The 14,798-nt window shown below is 30.9% G+C and carries 15 protein-coding genes; 4 read left to right on the forward strand and 11 right to left on the reverse strand.

Annotated elements, in window-relative coordinates; translation table 11 throughout:
- Positions 1–65: 65 nt before the first annotated feature.
- On the reverse strand, positions 66–650 hold the full coding sequence (locus tag RBH29_RS01800) for a vWA domain-containing protein (RefSeq protein ID WP_306694716.1): 585 nt from the start codon (positions 648–650) through the stop codon (positions 66–68).
- Positions 651–751: 101 nt separating this feature from the next.
- Between RBH29_RS01800 and RBH29_RS01805 the strand changes: the two genes are divergently transcribed.
- Entirely contained in the window at positions 752–1,255 is a 504-nt protein-coding gene (locus tag RBH29_RS01805; protein WP_306694717.1) for a hypothetical protein, read from the forward strand.
- A 349-nt stretch (positions 1,256–1,604) separates the two neighbouring features.
- On the opposite strand, the gene RBH29_RS01810 is transcribed toward RBH29_RS01805, so the two are convergent.
- Together RBH29_RS01810 and RBH29_RS01815 are read right to left on the reverse strand one after the other, a co-directional pair.
- A complete protein-coding gene (locus RBH29_RS01810) occupies positions 1,605–2,264 on the reverse strand; it encodes a DUF3800 domain-containing protein (protein ID WP_306694718.1) in 660 nt (219 codons plus the stop codon).
- An 81-nt stretch (positions 2,265–2,345) separates the two neighbouring features.
- A complete protein-coding gene (locus RBH29_RS01815; protein WP_306694719.1) occupies positions 2,346–2,723 on the reverse strand; it encodes a helix-turn-helix domain-containing protein in 378 nt (125 codons plus the stop codon).
- Between the two features lie 205 nt (positions 2,724–2,928).
- On the opposite strand from RBH29_RS01815, the gene RBH29_RS01820 reads away from it, so the two are divergent.
- On the forward strand, positions 2,929–3,153 hold the full coding sequence (locus RBH29_RS01820; protein WP_306694720.1) for a hypothetical protein: 225 nt from the start codon (positions 2,929–2,931) through the stop codon (positions 3,151–3,153).
- A gap of 183 nt (positions 3,154–3,336) precedes the next feature.
- Here the strand turns inward: RBH29_RS01820 and RBH29_RS01825 are convergent, their stop codons facing one another.
- From RBH29_RS01825 to RBH29_RS01855, 7 genes are all read right to left on the reverse strand, one after another.
- Complete coding sequence (locus RBH29_RS01825; protein ID WP_306694721.1) at positions 3,337–4,449, reverse strand: slipin family protein; 1,113 nt, start codon at positions 4,447–4,449, stop codon at positions 3,337–3,339.
- A gap of 693 nt (positions 4,450–5,142) precedes the next feature.
- A complete protein-coding gene (locus tag RBH29_RS01830; protein ID WP_306694723.1) occupies positions 5,143–6,159 on the reverse strand; it encodes a WYL domain-containing protein in 1,017 nt (338 codons plus the stop codon).
- On the reverse strand, positions 6,146–7,435 hold the full coding sequence (locus RBH29_RS01835; RefSeq protein WP_306694724.1) for a WYL domain-containing protein: 1,290 nt from the start codon (positions 7,433–7,435) through the stop codon (positions 6,146–6,148). The genes RBH29_RS01830 and RBH29_RS01835 overlap by 14 nt, the downstream gene beginning before the upstream one ends.
- 252 nt (positions 7,436–7,687) lie before the next feature.
- Entirely contained in the window at positions 7,688–7,981 is a 294-nt protein-coding gene (locus tag RBH29_RS01840; protein WP_306694726.1) for a hypothetical protein, read from the reverse strand.
- A gap of 83 nt (positions 7,982–8,064) precedes the next feature.
- Positions 8,065–9,234 carry a S1C family serine protease gene (locus RBH29_RS01845; RefSeq protein ID WP_306694727.1) on the reverse strand — a complete coding sequence of 390 codons (1,170 nt, stop codon included), beginning with the start codon at positions 9,232–9,234 and terminating at the stop codon, positions 8,065–8,067.
- 133 nt (positions 9,235–9,367) lie between these two features.
- Positions 9,368–9,550 carry a DUF951 domain-containing protein gene (locus RBH29_RS01850; protein ID WP_306694728.1) on the reverse strand — a complete coding sequence of 61 codons (183 nt, stop codon included), beginning with the start codon at positions 9,548–9,550 and terminating at the stop codon, positions 9,368–9,370.
- 32 nt (positions 9,551–9,582) lie between these two features.
- On the reverse strand, positions 9,583–10,494 hold the full coding sequence (locus tag RBH29_RS01855; protein ID WP_306694730.1) for a DUF368 domain-containing protein: 912 nt from the start codon (positions 10,492–10,494) through the stop codon (positions 9,583–9,585).
- Positions 10,495–10,816: 322 nt separating this feature from the next.
- Between RBH29_RS01855 and RBH29_RS01860 the strand changes: the two genes are divergently transcribed.
- On the forward strand, positions 10,817–11,338 hold the full coding sequence (locus RBH29_RS01860; RefSeq protein ID WP_306694732.1) for a COG2426 family protein: 522 nt from the start codon (positions 10,817–10,819) through the stop codon (positions 11,336–11,338).
- A gap of 87 nt (positions 11,339–11,425) precedes the next feature.
- A complete protein-coding gene (locus RBH29_RS01865) occupies positions 11,426–12,697 on the forward strand; it encodes a M14 family metallopeptidase (RefSeq protein ID WP_306694734.1) in 1,272 nt (423 codons plus the stop codon).
- A 51-nt stretch (positions 12,698–12,748) separates the two neighbouring features.
- Here RBH29_RS01865 and RBH29_RS01870 read toward each other — a convergent pair whose 3' ends face one another.
- Positions 12,749–14,701, reverse strand: a complete 1,953-nt coding sequence (locus tag RBH29_RS01870) for a DNA topoisomerase 3 (protein ID WP_306694735.1) — start codon at positions 14,699–14,701, stop codon at positions 12,749–12,751.
- Between the last annotated feature and the right edge of the window lie 97 nt (positions 14,702–14,798).

Raw genomic sequence — 14,798 nt, forward strand, 5'->3', positions numbered from 1 at the left:
TCAATATTAATGGTATTTTTTAATAACATTAATTTATTATAGTATAGGGGCTTTTTAAAAAATACTTAATCCTTTCTCATTTCTGATACCACTTCATCTACAAAGTAATACATTCTTTTTGTGCCTTCCTCAGTTGTATCATAATTGTATGATTTATTTTTATCAATCCCAATACTTTCAGCTTCCTTTGCTGAATCTATATTTGCACCTAGAAAAATAAATTCCCATCCATATTTAACACTTTGGTGACTTATCAAATCTTTCACTTTTTCGTAAGTATACTCTTTACTGGCATTTTCAAGTCCATCTGTTGTTATTACAAATACAACTTTCCCAGGCCTTTCACTTTCTTTTGTTTTAGATAGCCTCACCCCAACATCCACTATTGTTTTTCCTACAGCATCTAATAAAGCAGTACTGCCCCTAACATAATAATCCTTATTACTTATTTTAGCATCACTTGATAAAACCCCATTTAATAATATTTCATACATATTATCAAAAAGAACCGTAGTTATAATCGTTTTAGCTTTTACCCTGTTTTGGTTTTCAATAAAATTATTGAATCCTGATATTGTTTCACTTTCTAACCCTGCCATTGAGCCACTTCTGTCAAGAAGAAAAATAATTTCTGTCAAATTTTTATTCATTTTTCTCATCCTTTCAATTTTATTATGATATAATACTATCTGAAATCAGTTTTTCTTTGGTCGCCTGTCAAGCGACATTCTTATAATAGGGGGGCAGCTAGATGTTAGATTATTCATTACTTAATCAATTAAACGAATATGTAGATTATCATATTAATGAACAAGAACTAGTCGTTTTTGAAGAAGTACGACAAAAAAAATCTTGTTATGATTGTTTTCACCATTTTGAGCTAGACGATTTTATTAAAGAAAATAAAAAAGAAGCATTTAATAGGGTATTGTTTAGTTTTATTGATGAAAAAGGGTTTCGTGATTCTGAAGTATACAAAAAAGCTGGACTTGACAGAAGGCACTTTTCAAAAATTCGTTCAAATTCTAGTTATAGATTATCAAAAAATTCGGTGATTGCTCTTGCATTAGCTCTTGAGCTAAACAAGGAAGAAGCTGACATGCTTTTGTGTGCTGCTGGATTCTCATTATCTGATAATGAAATATTTGATTTAGTAATTCAATTTTGTCTAGACAAAAAAATTTTTAATATACACGATGTAAATCAGGCTTTAAATCACTATGATTTAAAGCCTTTAGCTGGCACATGTGAATGATAATATTTTGTTAGCTTCACCCTTTTTAAGCCTTGATATAAAAAATATAATAGAAAACATATTAATTAAACCTACCCATATGACAAATTGAAAATTGTTTGATATATGATGTTAATTTATAATAATAAGAGTATTAAAAAGCTAAGTTCACATATTTAGTGTAGACAAAATTGTATATTTGAAATATAATAGTGTATACTAGTATTAAAGGTATTTGAATAATAGTAAAATGGTAATTAAATTTGATACTTAAGATGATAAGCAGTTATCGCTTATGGCTTCCTTGCTAGGTCGGGGTAGAAGCTGATATTGACAGCAAAGCCATAAGGATTAACTGCTTTTATATTTTCTAATCATTTACCTTAATAAAATTAGTGATTTCTTTTATTAATTCAAATCCTTCTGAATTTTCTTCATTTATGATTCTTCTTGCACAACCTATACATATATCAGCTGCTTGCAATTCTTTGATTTCTTGCGATTTTCCTGGAGAAATAGATTTAACATTAATATATTTGTTCCTGATTATATTATTTAATTCCTTTTCAAAATCATTGCTCCCAAATTCATCATAAACTATATCATATATAAGTTCTATTTCTGAATCTATTTTATAATCAATTAACCTCTCAAGAACTGCCATTATGCACTTTATATATATTTTTTCTTTACGTTCTTGGTTAAAATACTCACCAAATTTTTTATCATAGTAAGCACAAAAAACCCTTACAGATTCCCTTTCTGCTAAGTGTTTTTTGTTTTTCTTCTTTTTGTGCAAAATATTTTTTATAAAAACAAATCTTATGTCTTCGCAAATACCTTGAAGGAAATGATCTTTCATTTCATTTAGTATTTTTTGTCGTATACTTTTTGTCAATCCCTTTTTATTTTTTACATATTTTCTAGTTCTATATATTCCATCTAATAAAGCTTTTTTATCACCTGTAATAATGCCACCAACAGCAAATCTTTTTGAATCTTCACTTTCGTCAATAAAAATAGATATCAATTTAAAAACCTCACACATATATTTATTGTAAATAATAATACTAAGAGACTTATTTCTTAATATTTTATAAACAGATTATCTTCAATATGGTTTAAGAAAAGTGTTGGCAACTCTTTTAAAACCTTTTTGTATTCTTTGAATCAATTCCAATTCTTCCAAATTTCCCAATGCCCTTTCTACTGTTCTTTTATCCATTTCAAAATAATCAGCTATTCTTTCAACACTGTGCCAACATTCACCAGTTTCATTTTTTACATGAATGCCTAAATATACATATACTTTTAATGCATTACCCTTTATATGTTTTAATTTTTCACTAATATAAAAATCGTTATATATAATAAAAAAACCATCTTTTTTTATTAATTTATCTTTTCGCCATTTGCCATAGTTTCTTCTAAGTTGAGCCATAGCTATTTCTGCTTCTTCTTTTTTTTGAGGTCCTTTAAGCTTTTCCATAATTATATATCCTCCAAAAAATTTAATTTTTCTCAATTAATCATATTGACTATACTAATCATGCTATATAACTATACTTTATAACTATACTAATAAAAGTACGACATTATTTGTATACAATTATATATTAACAATATTAATAAGTCAAATGTTATTATTTTGATGTCAACTCTAAGGAGTAAAAATATTTATTCATTCTTTAAATTTGGTATTTTTTGCTTTGATATTTGTTGTAAGAAAGATTATAATTAAATTTAAGATGGAAGGTGATTATATAAGTTTTAAAGAAAGGTTAAAAATGATTGATGAATTCTTTGATAATTTGACAATGGAAGAATTCGAAGATACAGCAATTGAGTGTGGAATTAATGAAATTAAACCTTCAAGCCATTTTGGAATGGAATTGGTTTCAGACGATTTAATTAGTTAATATAAAAATTAAATTTATAGAAGATTATAACAATATCATGTTGCTACATTAGTTAAAGATATTGAAACTAAATAATCATTTTATATAAATTAAAAGACACCAAAGTCAGGTGTCTTTTAATTATGGGCTTTAATTTTGTAACAGCCCCTTGACTTTCAAATATTAGCCGTATCATTCCAAACTCTATGCTCCACATTTTTTGTTTGAAAGAAGAGTATTTAATTCTTCTAGCAAGCTACTACCCCCTGTTAGAGAAACATTACCGATTTTTTCACAAATCCTTTCTAGAAACTCCAGCTCCTTTAACCTGTAAAGTGTCTGATTTTCTTCCATTAATTTTGCAGTATTTAATAAGCTCCTTGTTGAAGCCACCTCCTCCCTTCTTGTAATAACATTGGCATGAGCTTTCTTTTGAGCAATTAGCACAGTATTTAATATTTCTTTTATTTCACCAGGCAATATAATATCTTTGACACCAGCAAATAAAAACTTCACACCAAAGCTATCGCTTTTTTCTTTCAACTTCTCTAAAACATAGTTTCCTATCTCCTGCTTTTTCAAAAGAATATCATCTAGCTTTAAAGCACCAACATATTCTCTTAAAATCAGCTGCATCATTATATAAAGCTGCTCTTCAAAGTCTTTTATTTCTACAATCTTTAATGGATCTACTACTTTATAATGACATACAAAATTTAAACGCAATGTAATTTTATCTTCTGTCATAATTTCCTGCCCTGTCATATCTAACTGCTGTTGCCTCAAGTCAACTGTTTTAACATATGCATACACAGCACTTCTCCAGAAAAAATGCCTGCCAGCATCTAAAGTCTTTTTCATTACATTGTCATAGTAAAGTATGCCTTTTTCGTAGCTTTTCACATCAAAGGAATCTACGTAAAAACTAAGCATTGGATTTTTGTATATTGAAGAATCTATATCTGATTTTATTTCTGGATCTTTAATATCCACAACTTTAAAATCATGCTTTTTTAATACATTCCAAAATGCATATTTACCTGAATTAAGTACATCTATAAGCTTACCGTCTTCAAAATGATTGGCAATTTCATTATCTTTTACATCTACAACTGTAAGCTCATCTAATAATTCTTGATCTTCAAGGAACATATTTATGTTTTTTCCTTCTACATAAAAAGCCTGGTTTACATCCATAACAGTGACGCTGTATTTAATAAATGGATTTAGAGTGTATTTTCCTGGCTTTAGGCATTTAATATAGCTTCCATCCTTGAACAATAAGCCTCTTTCATCATTTCTAATAATTACCTTCATTTTGAACCATCCTTTCAATAAACTAATTGTTTTTGTAATCTTTTTCAAGAGTTCTCCCGAAACCTTAGCGGAGTGTCGCTTAAGGGAACTACTCACAAGTGGTTATATATGTAGTTATCTATAGCTTAAAGCTTTTCGCTCAAAGACTTTAGATAAAAATCATACATAAGCAAAATGTTGTAATACCCGGTATCCACACACTTCATGGCTTTAGTCTCGGTACTTTTCCAGAAGTCTCTGTAAAAGCACGAGAACTCTCTTAAAAGATTCTTGCTAAAAGTCTCGATTAAATCGAGCATATAACCAACTCAGATCTTATATCTGCTGGGGAATCGAACCCCATTTCCCGTTCCTTATGCTCTACCACTGAGCTAATTACTTTTTAAGTAATGGAGGAATCGAACCTCCGACACTAAGGGTTATATAGAGTTCCGTTTTTCAGGCATACCTCTTATAATTAAAACAAGGGGCACCGCAAGATCATTTGAAATCTTTGCATATGAATCAGGAACAATTTCAGTATACTAAAATAATTTTCCAATCAACAGACAAAAAGTTTGCAACTTTTAACTTATTGCAAACTTCCATATTTAAAATGGTGCAGATATTGTTGTAAGAAAAACTCCATCTAGAAGTTGGAGTCTTAGATTAAAAATGTAGAGTGTCTTTTTAGCTGTAGAACTTTACCCCACACTAAAAGGCTTCATCATATAGTTCTATAGACTTTTTTACCCTTTTTATAATTTCATCACAAATTTTCTTTGGAGAAATCACTTTCACAAATGGACCTAGAGAAATAATGCTTTTTATAAGGTTTTCTTCTTCAAATAGATAATAATTTAATCGTATTTCATATTTGTTGTTGCCTAAGCTTCTTGCAGTTCTTTCCACTCCTGAAAAACACATAAAACATCTTTCCATTGCCTTCTTTTTATCTGTTACCTCCAATATTACAGGCTCCTTTGAGTATTTTTGTTCTGAAATTAGTTTTTTTGCAGTTTCTCTATCTATGTTTACTTTTTCATCTACCATTTTAACATGTGATAATGTAAATATATTAGCCATTACAGGACGGTTATCATTTATTGAATACATAGATAATCTAAATCTTCCATCTCTCATAGAATACTCAATCCTAACTGGGACAGATAGATTGTTTTTGTAAACATTTCCATTTTTGTCTATGTTATTATATCTTATAGGTTTTTCTTTTATAATTGCAGCTAGTATGGTTCTAAAATTTTCTTCATATGTTTTGGTTTTGTTGATTTCTGGTAACTTTATTGTATTTGTCATTTCAAAATATTCATCTTTTATTGGTGAATCGTCGTTAGAAAGCTCTTTTTTAAGCTTCTCAATTGTTTTACTTTTTAAAAGTATTCTTGTTTCATCTTTTTCTAAAAGAGCCTTAAGCCACGCTTTTTCAAGCTTTGTAAACCTAATTGGTATAGGTGGCTTACCTGCATTTTTAAAGGAAGGATAAAATAAACCTTCTTTTTCATTTAAAAGGTCTAAATTTTCATCATCATTACATCTGTTTAACATTATATCTGCAAAAGTTTTTTGATTTTTTCCAATTACCTTTTGCTCAAATTCTCCATCATCAATTAGTTTTAATATATCTCGTTGTCCTTTTCCATCTGCACATTCATTAACTATTTTTAAAACCAACTGAAAATACTTGTTTTTGACCTCATTAAACAACTCCATAAGATAAAAGCGTCTCCTTCCAGTCATTTAGAATTCTATGTGCAAGCCTTTTAGGTTCTAGCACTCTCACATGCCCTGCATATCCTCTAATCCAGGGAATAATTTCACCAGTATCATTGACTTTAAAACTTAGATTATAGCGTCCTTCTTCAATTTTCTCTAAAATGCCATTAAAAGCTTCCCTCATAATTTTTTCTAAAATATAGTTTTCAGACCCTTCATCAATTACAACTTCAAGTTTTACATTTTCAGGTTCTTTTTTATCCTCTAATGGTACGCTAGACCAGCTGTTGCACATAGTATATGAATAAATTTCATCAAAGTCTTGCCTATTAAATGTTTCTTCTATAATCTCCACCTTTTCTATTCTGTCAAGCCTTGATACAATACATCTTTTACTATCATTAAAAGAAATCAAATAAAGTCTTCCATGCCTCACATCATACCTTATTTTATATGGACTTAAAGGCTTATTGCTGTTTTTATCATCTTGATTTTGAGTCAGTTTATAATACATATTTACTTTTTTTCTATTATGAATAGACTTTAAAATCTTCCACAACAGCTGTTCTTCTATTACTGAATGATAGTGAACATTTCTATAGTTAAAATAATTTACTTCATGGGCAATAATACCTCTTTCATAATACATGTAATTTTTTAAAGTTTCTTCACTAAAATAACCTGCTGTAACAGGAAATATTATATTATTATATAAGCTGATAGCCATATGTAAGTCATTTAACTCATTTTTATCTAGTTTTTCTAATATATCATGAGAAATAGAATATAGCTTTGTTCTCTTTTCCACAGAATAATTTAAAACTCCAATTTCCCTACACATTTCCAAAAGCTTTCTTTCATATGTCTTGCTACTGATTTTATTAAGATAATCACTACCTTCTTTGGCTAATCCACTTTCTATTGTACTCAATGAACAAGGAGTATCCTTAGACTGAAGATACAATAAAATAAAAAAGTATGTCAAAAGGTATTTGCGTGTAAAGCTCTTTGTCATGTAAGTGTTTATAAGGAAATTATCTGAATGTTTCATAAAGTCGTAGGTTAAATTTAAAAGCTTATACCTTCCATCTTTATCAACCTTGATATACTTTTCTTCTACATACTGCTGTATACGGCGCATTTCATAACTGACTTTTCTAGAACTTATATTTCTCTTATTCTCTATCCCTTCCCGGGAAAAGCATCCATAAAGAAAACAATCTCTTAAAATGTCCCTTATTATATTATAATTTTTTATAAAATCGTTAAACATAAAGCCCCCAACTCTATAAAATAAAGATTATAAAACTGCTAATTTTTTATCTTATACTTAATTTTACTACATTAACAAGAATAATTCTATTTTTTATCTTATTCTAAGACTCCACCTGAAGTCTCGATGTTTAACTTTAGCTAAACGAATTCACACTCAAAAAACACCCTAGCTGGAATTATCCAACTAGAGTGTTTTTATACAACCTTTTAACGTTTACCAAAAACATCTTTTTTTAATGATTTTACCCTGTTATACAAATGCTCTGCTTTCATCTTTGCCTTCAACCTTTCCCACTCCATAACCATAACAAAAAGATTGATACATTGCTGCCATAATCAACGTACTTAAATAATCTCTTTCCTCTTGGTTTAGTCCCCTATCCATGCATTGCATAAACTCTCTTGTCTTATCTTTTGCAACAAGTTTCATTGCTTCTCTTGTACCAGTATATTCATGCTCTAATTTAAATTTAGCCTGTTTTAAATATTCTCTTAAAATTTTTTCAAAATCACTTTTTTTGTAAAACTTCCTATTTCTATTCACAGTTTTACCCTCCGTAAGAATTCAGTATTTGCTTATACACTGTAATTCTTTCCACTTTACTTACAGAAGATACAATAAATTTTTTATCTACTAAAACCTACATCGCTTTCTTTAGCTGCAAGCCTTACTTCTACCTTTTCAGTTTCACCATCATTATTATATGTTATTTCTACTATATCACCTGGATTTTTTGTATATATATAGGTTCTTAAGTCCATCATTGTATCAAGTTCTCTTTCGTCAACATGAGTTATTATATACCCTGTCCGTATTCCATTTCTATAAGCAGGTCCATTTTCATCTACATTGGCAACATATATTCCATGTTCTAAGTTTATATCTCTGTCAAGATACTGTATCACTTCTTGGTCATAGGCAAAAATACCTATATACGGTTCTATAAATTCACCAACTTTTACATACCGATTAATAATGGGAGTTGCTACATTTATGGGTATTGCAAACCCCATTCCCTCTGCACTGGCTACTTTTATGGTATTTATCCCAATAACTTCACCTCTAGAATTTAATAGTGGTCCTCCACTGTTACCAGGATTTATACTGGCATCAGTTTGAATTAAATCTTCCATATAGCTTGTTCCCTGGTCAGTAGCCACTTCAATTGTACGATTTAATGCACTGATAATCCCCGATGTAACTGTTCTTTGAAACTGAAGTCCTAAGGGATTTCCTATTGCTATGGCAGGTTCTCCCACCCTGAGATTATTTGCATCTCCCAAAGGAACTGCTACAATATCTGGTGCTTCTATTTTTACTATAGCCAAATCCAGTACAGGTTCGCACCATACAGATACTCCTTCAATATTTCTACCATCAGATAATGAAACAATAATTTTTCTGTTTCTGCCTCCAACTACATGATGATTTGTAAGAATATAGCCTTCAGAACTAACAATTACTCCAGATCCTAGCCCCCATTGGTCAGAAGCCCCAGTATCAAACAGTGCACTGCTGTCAACTTTTTGAACAGATATTCCAACCACTCCTGGAGATGCAATTTGAGCAACATTTTGAGCATAATCATCTTGAGCTGAATGTTCTAACTGAATATTTCTTGGAGGAACATCTGGACTTTGCCCTGTTTGAGGGTCATCTGGTAAAGAATCTGAGTTTCTAGTTATATAATTTGTAAGTCCAAAAATTAAAAATAATGTTATACCTAAAGTTGTTAAAACTACTGTTGATAATAACTTAATAAAATTTCTACCTCTTTTTTTATCCTCATTAAACATAAAATCATCCTTTTAGATTTTTATTTTTATTATCCCAATTAAAATCTAAAAGAATTCAAACTTGTAAAAACAACTGTTTTAGAAATAATTTTCAGTATGATTTTACCCCTTCACATATCTATTTTACTTTGATTCATTCTATAATTTTTTTTACGCTTTTTTCAAATTTTATCCTAGGGAGCATTACCTGATGACCACATCCCATGCATTTGATTTTTATATCAATACCCACCCTTGTTATCTCCCATTGCTTACTGCCACAAGGATGCTGTTTTTTTAATTCTACAATATCTCCTATATTGAATTTAGGAACCATTTATAACACCCTCCTTAAATCAAAGCATCATGTTAATTTTTTACTTTCTTATTTTTTATTAAATCTATCCCTATAACTAACGCTGCACCAACAGCTATAAATGCTGTCATCAAAAATATATTATCTGCTAGGTTATGCTCTCTCATTTCATTAAATGGTACTATCAGAGCTCCTGTCATCAGTCCTGTTAGTAGTGCCATAGTTTGATCTCTTTTGGTTTTTAAAAGCTTTGTAAGAATTCGTGAAAAAACCATTAATCCTACAACCATTCCTACAACAAAGGAGATAAGTTTAAAGCCCTCCATTGAAAAAACAAGCATTGGATTTGATTTTACTTCACTAAGCAATTCTAAAACAGGCCTGTAAACTCCCAGTATCATTAAAATATACGCACCACTCAGTCCGGGCAACAACATTGCACTGATGCCTAAAAATCCAGAAAAAAACAAATAATAAAAGGCAATGTTTTCAGATGTTTGATTTCCAGATGAAATAACAGAGACAGCAAAAGCGAAAACAAATCCAGCAATTAATAACATCCAAACATTTAGGTTTTTATTTTCAATTAACCTAAAAGGTGTTTTTATTGAAGCTATTATTAGACCTATAAAAACAGAAAAAGTCTGTATTGGGTATCTATCCATTGAAGCAGGTATAACACTTGAAAGCAACAGTAAAGCAAACACTATACCTATACCTAAAGGTATTAAAAATGGAAGATTCAAACTTGCAACATCTTTTTTAAACTGCTCTTTGTTGCCCTCTTCAGGTTTTGTTATTCTCTTTAAAAAAGACTTTACTATCTTAGGGGAAAACGACTTTATTGTCGATATAAATTCTTCATAAATACCACAAATTAATGCGATAGTTCCACCACTAACTCCTGGCACTGTATCAGCAGCCCCCATAAATATTCCATTAAAAAACAAAATTATCTTTTTCATTTTTTTCTCCTTTTAATAATAGCCAAGAAATAACATCTAATTTTCATCGTCCAAAACCCATTAAATCATCGGGCTTTGTCCTCTATAATAACAATTTATTTCTAAAGCATTCTTTAATTGATATCTAAAATTTTAAAAAGCAACAGATTCCTCTAACATAAGCAGAGATACTGTAGAATATAATTTTACCATCAAATAAAGTTATTTTCAAAATTTTTTTACTGCAAAATGTCTATTTAACAAAACTTACGAATAATAATTGATTAACACCTATTGCAAAAAAACCTGAAAATTTTGTAATTATTGAAATGGGGGTCTTAAAATGTTTAATCTGCTGCCTTATATTTTTCTTGCTTTTATTTCTGCTTTACCAGTTATTGAGCAACGTGGTTCAATACCTATAGGTATTTTGTTATATGAACTAAATCCCTCCTATGTATTTTTAACATGCCTTTTAGGAAGCTTAATTCCCGCTCCGATAATTCTTTTATTGTTTAAACCTATATTTAACTGGATAAAAAAATTCAGCTTTTTAAACTGGTTTACAAATTTTGTAGAAAATAAACTTCAAAAAAATACACCTAAAATTGAAAAATACAAAGAGATAGGTCTTATTTTGTTTGTAAGCATTCCTCTTCCATCAACAGGAGTATGGACAAGTTGTGGAATAGCTGCTATTTTAGGTCTTGATATAAAAAGATCTCTTTTTTGTGCATTTATAGGTGCTCTAATTTCAGCAATTATTCTTTCACTATTTTGCTACTTTGCTCCATCAATATTAGGAGGTTTAGGATTAAACATTGAAAATTTAGATGATAAAATACCCTGGCTTCCTCAATTTTAATGATATAAAATTTTTTTAACATAATGAACGAAATTCATTCCACCTTAATAAACTATATAATAACTAATATTTTTAAGGTGGTACTAAATGGAGATTTTGAGACTTGGATCAACTGGACCAAATGTAAAACTTGTTCAAAGCCTTTTGATAAGAATTGGCTATTCACCTGGGCAGATAGATGGTATCTATGGCCCTCAAACTCAGGGAGCAATTATCAATTTTCAAAGAGACAACCAACTTACTACAGATGGTATTGTCGGTGAAAGAACATGGAGTGCATTTTCAAGATTTTTAAAAGGATACGATATTTATACTGTTAGGTCAGGAGACACACTTTATAATATTGCAAGAAGATATTATACAACATTAAATGCAATTACCACTGCAAATCCTGAAATAGATCCTAATTTAATATACGCTGGACAAAGAATAGTTATTCCCTATGGCTTAGATGTAGTATTCACAGACATCGATTACACTTATGAAATAATGGAAAGAGATATTGAAGGTCTAAAAGCCAGATTCCCCTTTATTGAAACAGGTTCAATTGGAACAAGCGTTTTAGGTAAAAATTTATACTATTTAAAGCTGGGAAACGGCCCTAGAGAAGTCTTTTATAATAGTTCACACCACTCTCTTGAATGGATCACAACACCGCTTGTAATGAAATTTGCAGAAAACTTTTTAGATGCATATTCTGAAGGCAGACGAATAAGAGGATATAGTATATCTAATATATGGGAACAATGCAGTATATATATCGTTCCTATGGTAAACCCTGATGGAGTTGATTTAGTTTTAAAAGGACTTGATCCTTCAAACCCCTTCTATGAGCAACTTCTCTCTTGGAATACTACCGGAAGACCTTTTTCAGAAGTTTGGAACTCAAATATTCGAGGCGTTGATCTAAACAGGAATTATCCTGCAAGATGGGAACTTGGAAAAGCTCAAGAGCCTATGCTTGGTATATATGGCCCAGGGCCTACAAGGTTCGGAGGCCCAAATCCTCTATCTGAGCCTGAAACCATAGCAGTTGCGAACTTTACTAGGCAACGAGATTTCAGAATGGTAATAGCATATCATTCACAGGGAAGGGTAATTTATTGGACTTATCTAGACCTTACGCCACCTGAATCTTTAGGCATTGCAAACCTGTTTTCACGAGCAAGTGGATATGCTGTTGCAGACGTTCCCCCTGAAGCCGCTTTTGCCGGATATAAGGATTGGTTTATACAGGAATATCGCAGACCTGGCTTTACAGTTGAGGTAGGCCTTGGAACAAATCCACTTCCAATACAGCAATTTGACACAATATACAGAAACAATGAAGAAATTATGCTTCTGGCTCCGCTTTTATAATAATTTTAATTAGAGGAACTGCCTTTTTAAAATTCAGTTCCTCTAATCTAATCATTTTGAATTGGGCTTTGACTCTCTTTTAATAATATTTGCTAAGTTAAAATTGCCCCTGCTTTTTTTTACTTTATTTATTGTTTTGTTAATATATCCATGAAGCTTTTCTTCAAAAACACTTTCAGTGGTTTCTCTGTTTTCTATCATCGTAAGACCTTTTTCCCAGCTTGCAGTAAGTGAGGGGTTTAAAAGCTCTTTAGCAGTTCTTCTAACCACTTCAACTATTGCCTCACCTTTTATTGTTGGTGTAATAACTTGGGTTTTTGAATTTATTTTTACATATCCTATATCCTTGAGTTTTTTTATTATTCCTGATCTTGTAGCGGAAGTACCTATTCCTGAAGTTTTTATCTGCTCTCTAAGTTCTTCATCTTCAATAAACTTTCCCGCCTTCTCCATTGTTATTATAAGAGAGCCATCGGTATAACGAGATGGGGGCTTTGTCTCCTTTTCATCTAAATCAAACCCTTCTACATTACAATTTTCATTTTTCTTTAGAAGATGAATAGGAACATCTGTAAGCTCATTACTCTTAGAACGACTTACATCATATACTTCTTTCCACCCCGGTTCTTTTAACGTCTTTGCATTTGATATAAAAATCTCACTGTCAATATGCGTTTCAACTTTTACTGTATTATAAACTGCTGGAGGATAAAAAATTGCCAAAAATCTCTTTACAATTAAATCATATATCTTTCTAGAATTATCATCCATATTGTTTGTGTTAGCAGTAATATACGTTGGTATAATTGCATAGTGATCCGTCACTTTTTTATCATCAACAAACCTCTTTGTGGTCTTTTTAACTCTAAGTTCGCCAAATTCTTTGATTCTAGACACATTATCTCTGTAAACAGAATTTTTAAAAAGCCCATTTAATACCTTTGGTATTTCACCTAAAACATCAGTAGAAATCACCCTGCAATCCGTCCTTGGATAGGTTATTAATTTTTTCTCATAAAGCCCCTGTGCAATTTCAAGTGTCTTTTCCACTGGAAGCTTAAACTTTTTATTTGCCTCTGACTGAAGTTCGGCAAGGTTAAAAAGAAGAGGGGGCTGTTCATTCTTTTTTTTAATATTAACTTTCTTAATTTGAGCCGGCTTATCTTTAATCCTTTCAATAACTTTTTCTGTCTCTTCCTTTTCAATGTATTTTTCTTCATCATCCTTGCTTTTTTTCTTTTCTGGTTGCCATTTTCCCTTATATTCAAGCTCACTTTCACAGGATAAAAAAACTGCCGTTATTCCATAATGTTTTTTAGGCACAAAATTTCTTATTTCCTGTTCCCTATCCACAACAAGTCCTAAAACGCAGGTCATAACCCTTCCAATTGCAATAACAGAAGATTTTTCCTGTTTCACTACATCTGAAACTTTTCTTCCATACATACAGGTATAAATTCTGCTGAAATTCATCCCAAAAAGCCAGTCTTCTTTTGCTCTGCAATATGCAGCAGTAGAAAGGTCATTGTATTCACCTATATCCTTTGCTTCATCAATTCCCTGTTTTATGGCTTCCTCTGTCTGAGAAGAAATCCACACTCTTTTTGCAGGTTTGCTAGAACCACTGTGTTCATAAACAAGTCTGTAAATATATTCACCTTCACGCCCACTGTCGGTACATGCATATATTAAGTCAATGTCTTCTCTTGTCATCAACGTTTTTATAGTTTCAAACTGCTTCTTAACACCTTCATTATCAATAACAATGTACTTATATTTTTCAGGTATTATAGGAAGATACTCAATTCTCCATTTTTTATATAACGGATCATAGGCATCTGGAAATGCCATGGTAATTAGGTGACCAAAACACCATGTCACCACAAAATTTTTTGACTCTGCAAATCCTCTTTTTCTATCCTGGCCTGTTATCTTTATACCAAGTACATCTGCAAAACTTGATGCCACCGAAGGTTTTTCTGTTATATACAAGTTTTTACCCAAAGCTTCCTCCTTGTATTTATTATCGTTTCTTTTATTTATTTTACAGTATCCTACTTTGAAAGACAAGGTGAGACAGGGGGACGGTTCTCTTGTCTCA

Origin of the sequence: Herbivorax alkaliphila (assembly GCF_030848475.1) — a bacterium.
Classification (GTDB): Bacteria; Bacillota; Clostridia; order Acetivibrionales; family Acetivibrionaceae; genus Herbivorax.

Bases quoted from the DNA above. Each gene is read 5' to 3' on its own strand.
- RBH29_RS01800 (WP_306694716.1), bottom strand. From the start codon at position 650: ATGAATAAAAATTTGACAGAAATTATTTTTCTTCTTGACAGAAGTGGC.
- RBH29_RS01845 (WP_306694727.1), bottom strand. From the start codon at position 9,234: ATGTTTAATGAGGATAAAAAAAGAGGTAGAAATTTTATTAAGTTATTA.
- RBH29_RS01815 (WP_306694719.1), bottom strand. From the start codon at position 2,723: ATGGAAAAGCTTAAAGGACCTCAAAAAAAAGAAGAAGCAGAAATAGCT.
- RBH29_RS01830 (WP_306694723.1), bottom strand. From the start codon at position 6,159: ATGGAGTTGTTTAATGAGGTCAAAAACAAGTATTTTCAGTTGGTTTTA.
- RBH29_RS01850 (WP_306694728.1), bottom strand. From the start codon at position 9,550: ATGGTTCCTAAATTCAATATAGGAGATATTGTAGAATTAAAAAAACAG.
- RBH29_RS01805 (WP_306694717.1), top strand. From the start codon at position 752: ATGTTAGATTATTCATTACTTAATCAATTAAACGAATATGTAGATTAT.
- RBH29_RS01825 (WP_306694721.1), bottom strand. From the start codon at position 4,449: ATGAAGGTAATTATTAGAAATGATGAAAGAGGCTTATTGTTCAAGGAT.
- RBH29_RS01835 (WP_306694724.1), bottom strand. From the start codon at position 7,435: ATGTTTAACGATTTTATAAAAAATTATAATATAATAAGGGACATTTTA.
- RBH29_RS01865 (WP_306694734.1), top strand. From the start codon at position 11,426: ATGGAGATTTTGAGACTTGGATCAACTGGACCAAATGTAAAACTTGTT.
- RBH29_RS01855 (WP_306694730.1), bottom strand. From the start codon at position 10,494: ATGAAAAAGATAATTTTGTTTTTTAATGGAATATTTATGGGGGCTGCT.
- RBH29_RS01860 (WP_306694732.1), top strand. From the start codon at position 10,817: ATGTTTAATCTGCTGCCTTATATTTTTCTTGCTTTTATTTCTGCTTTA.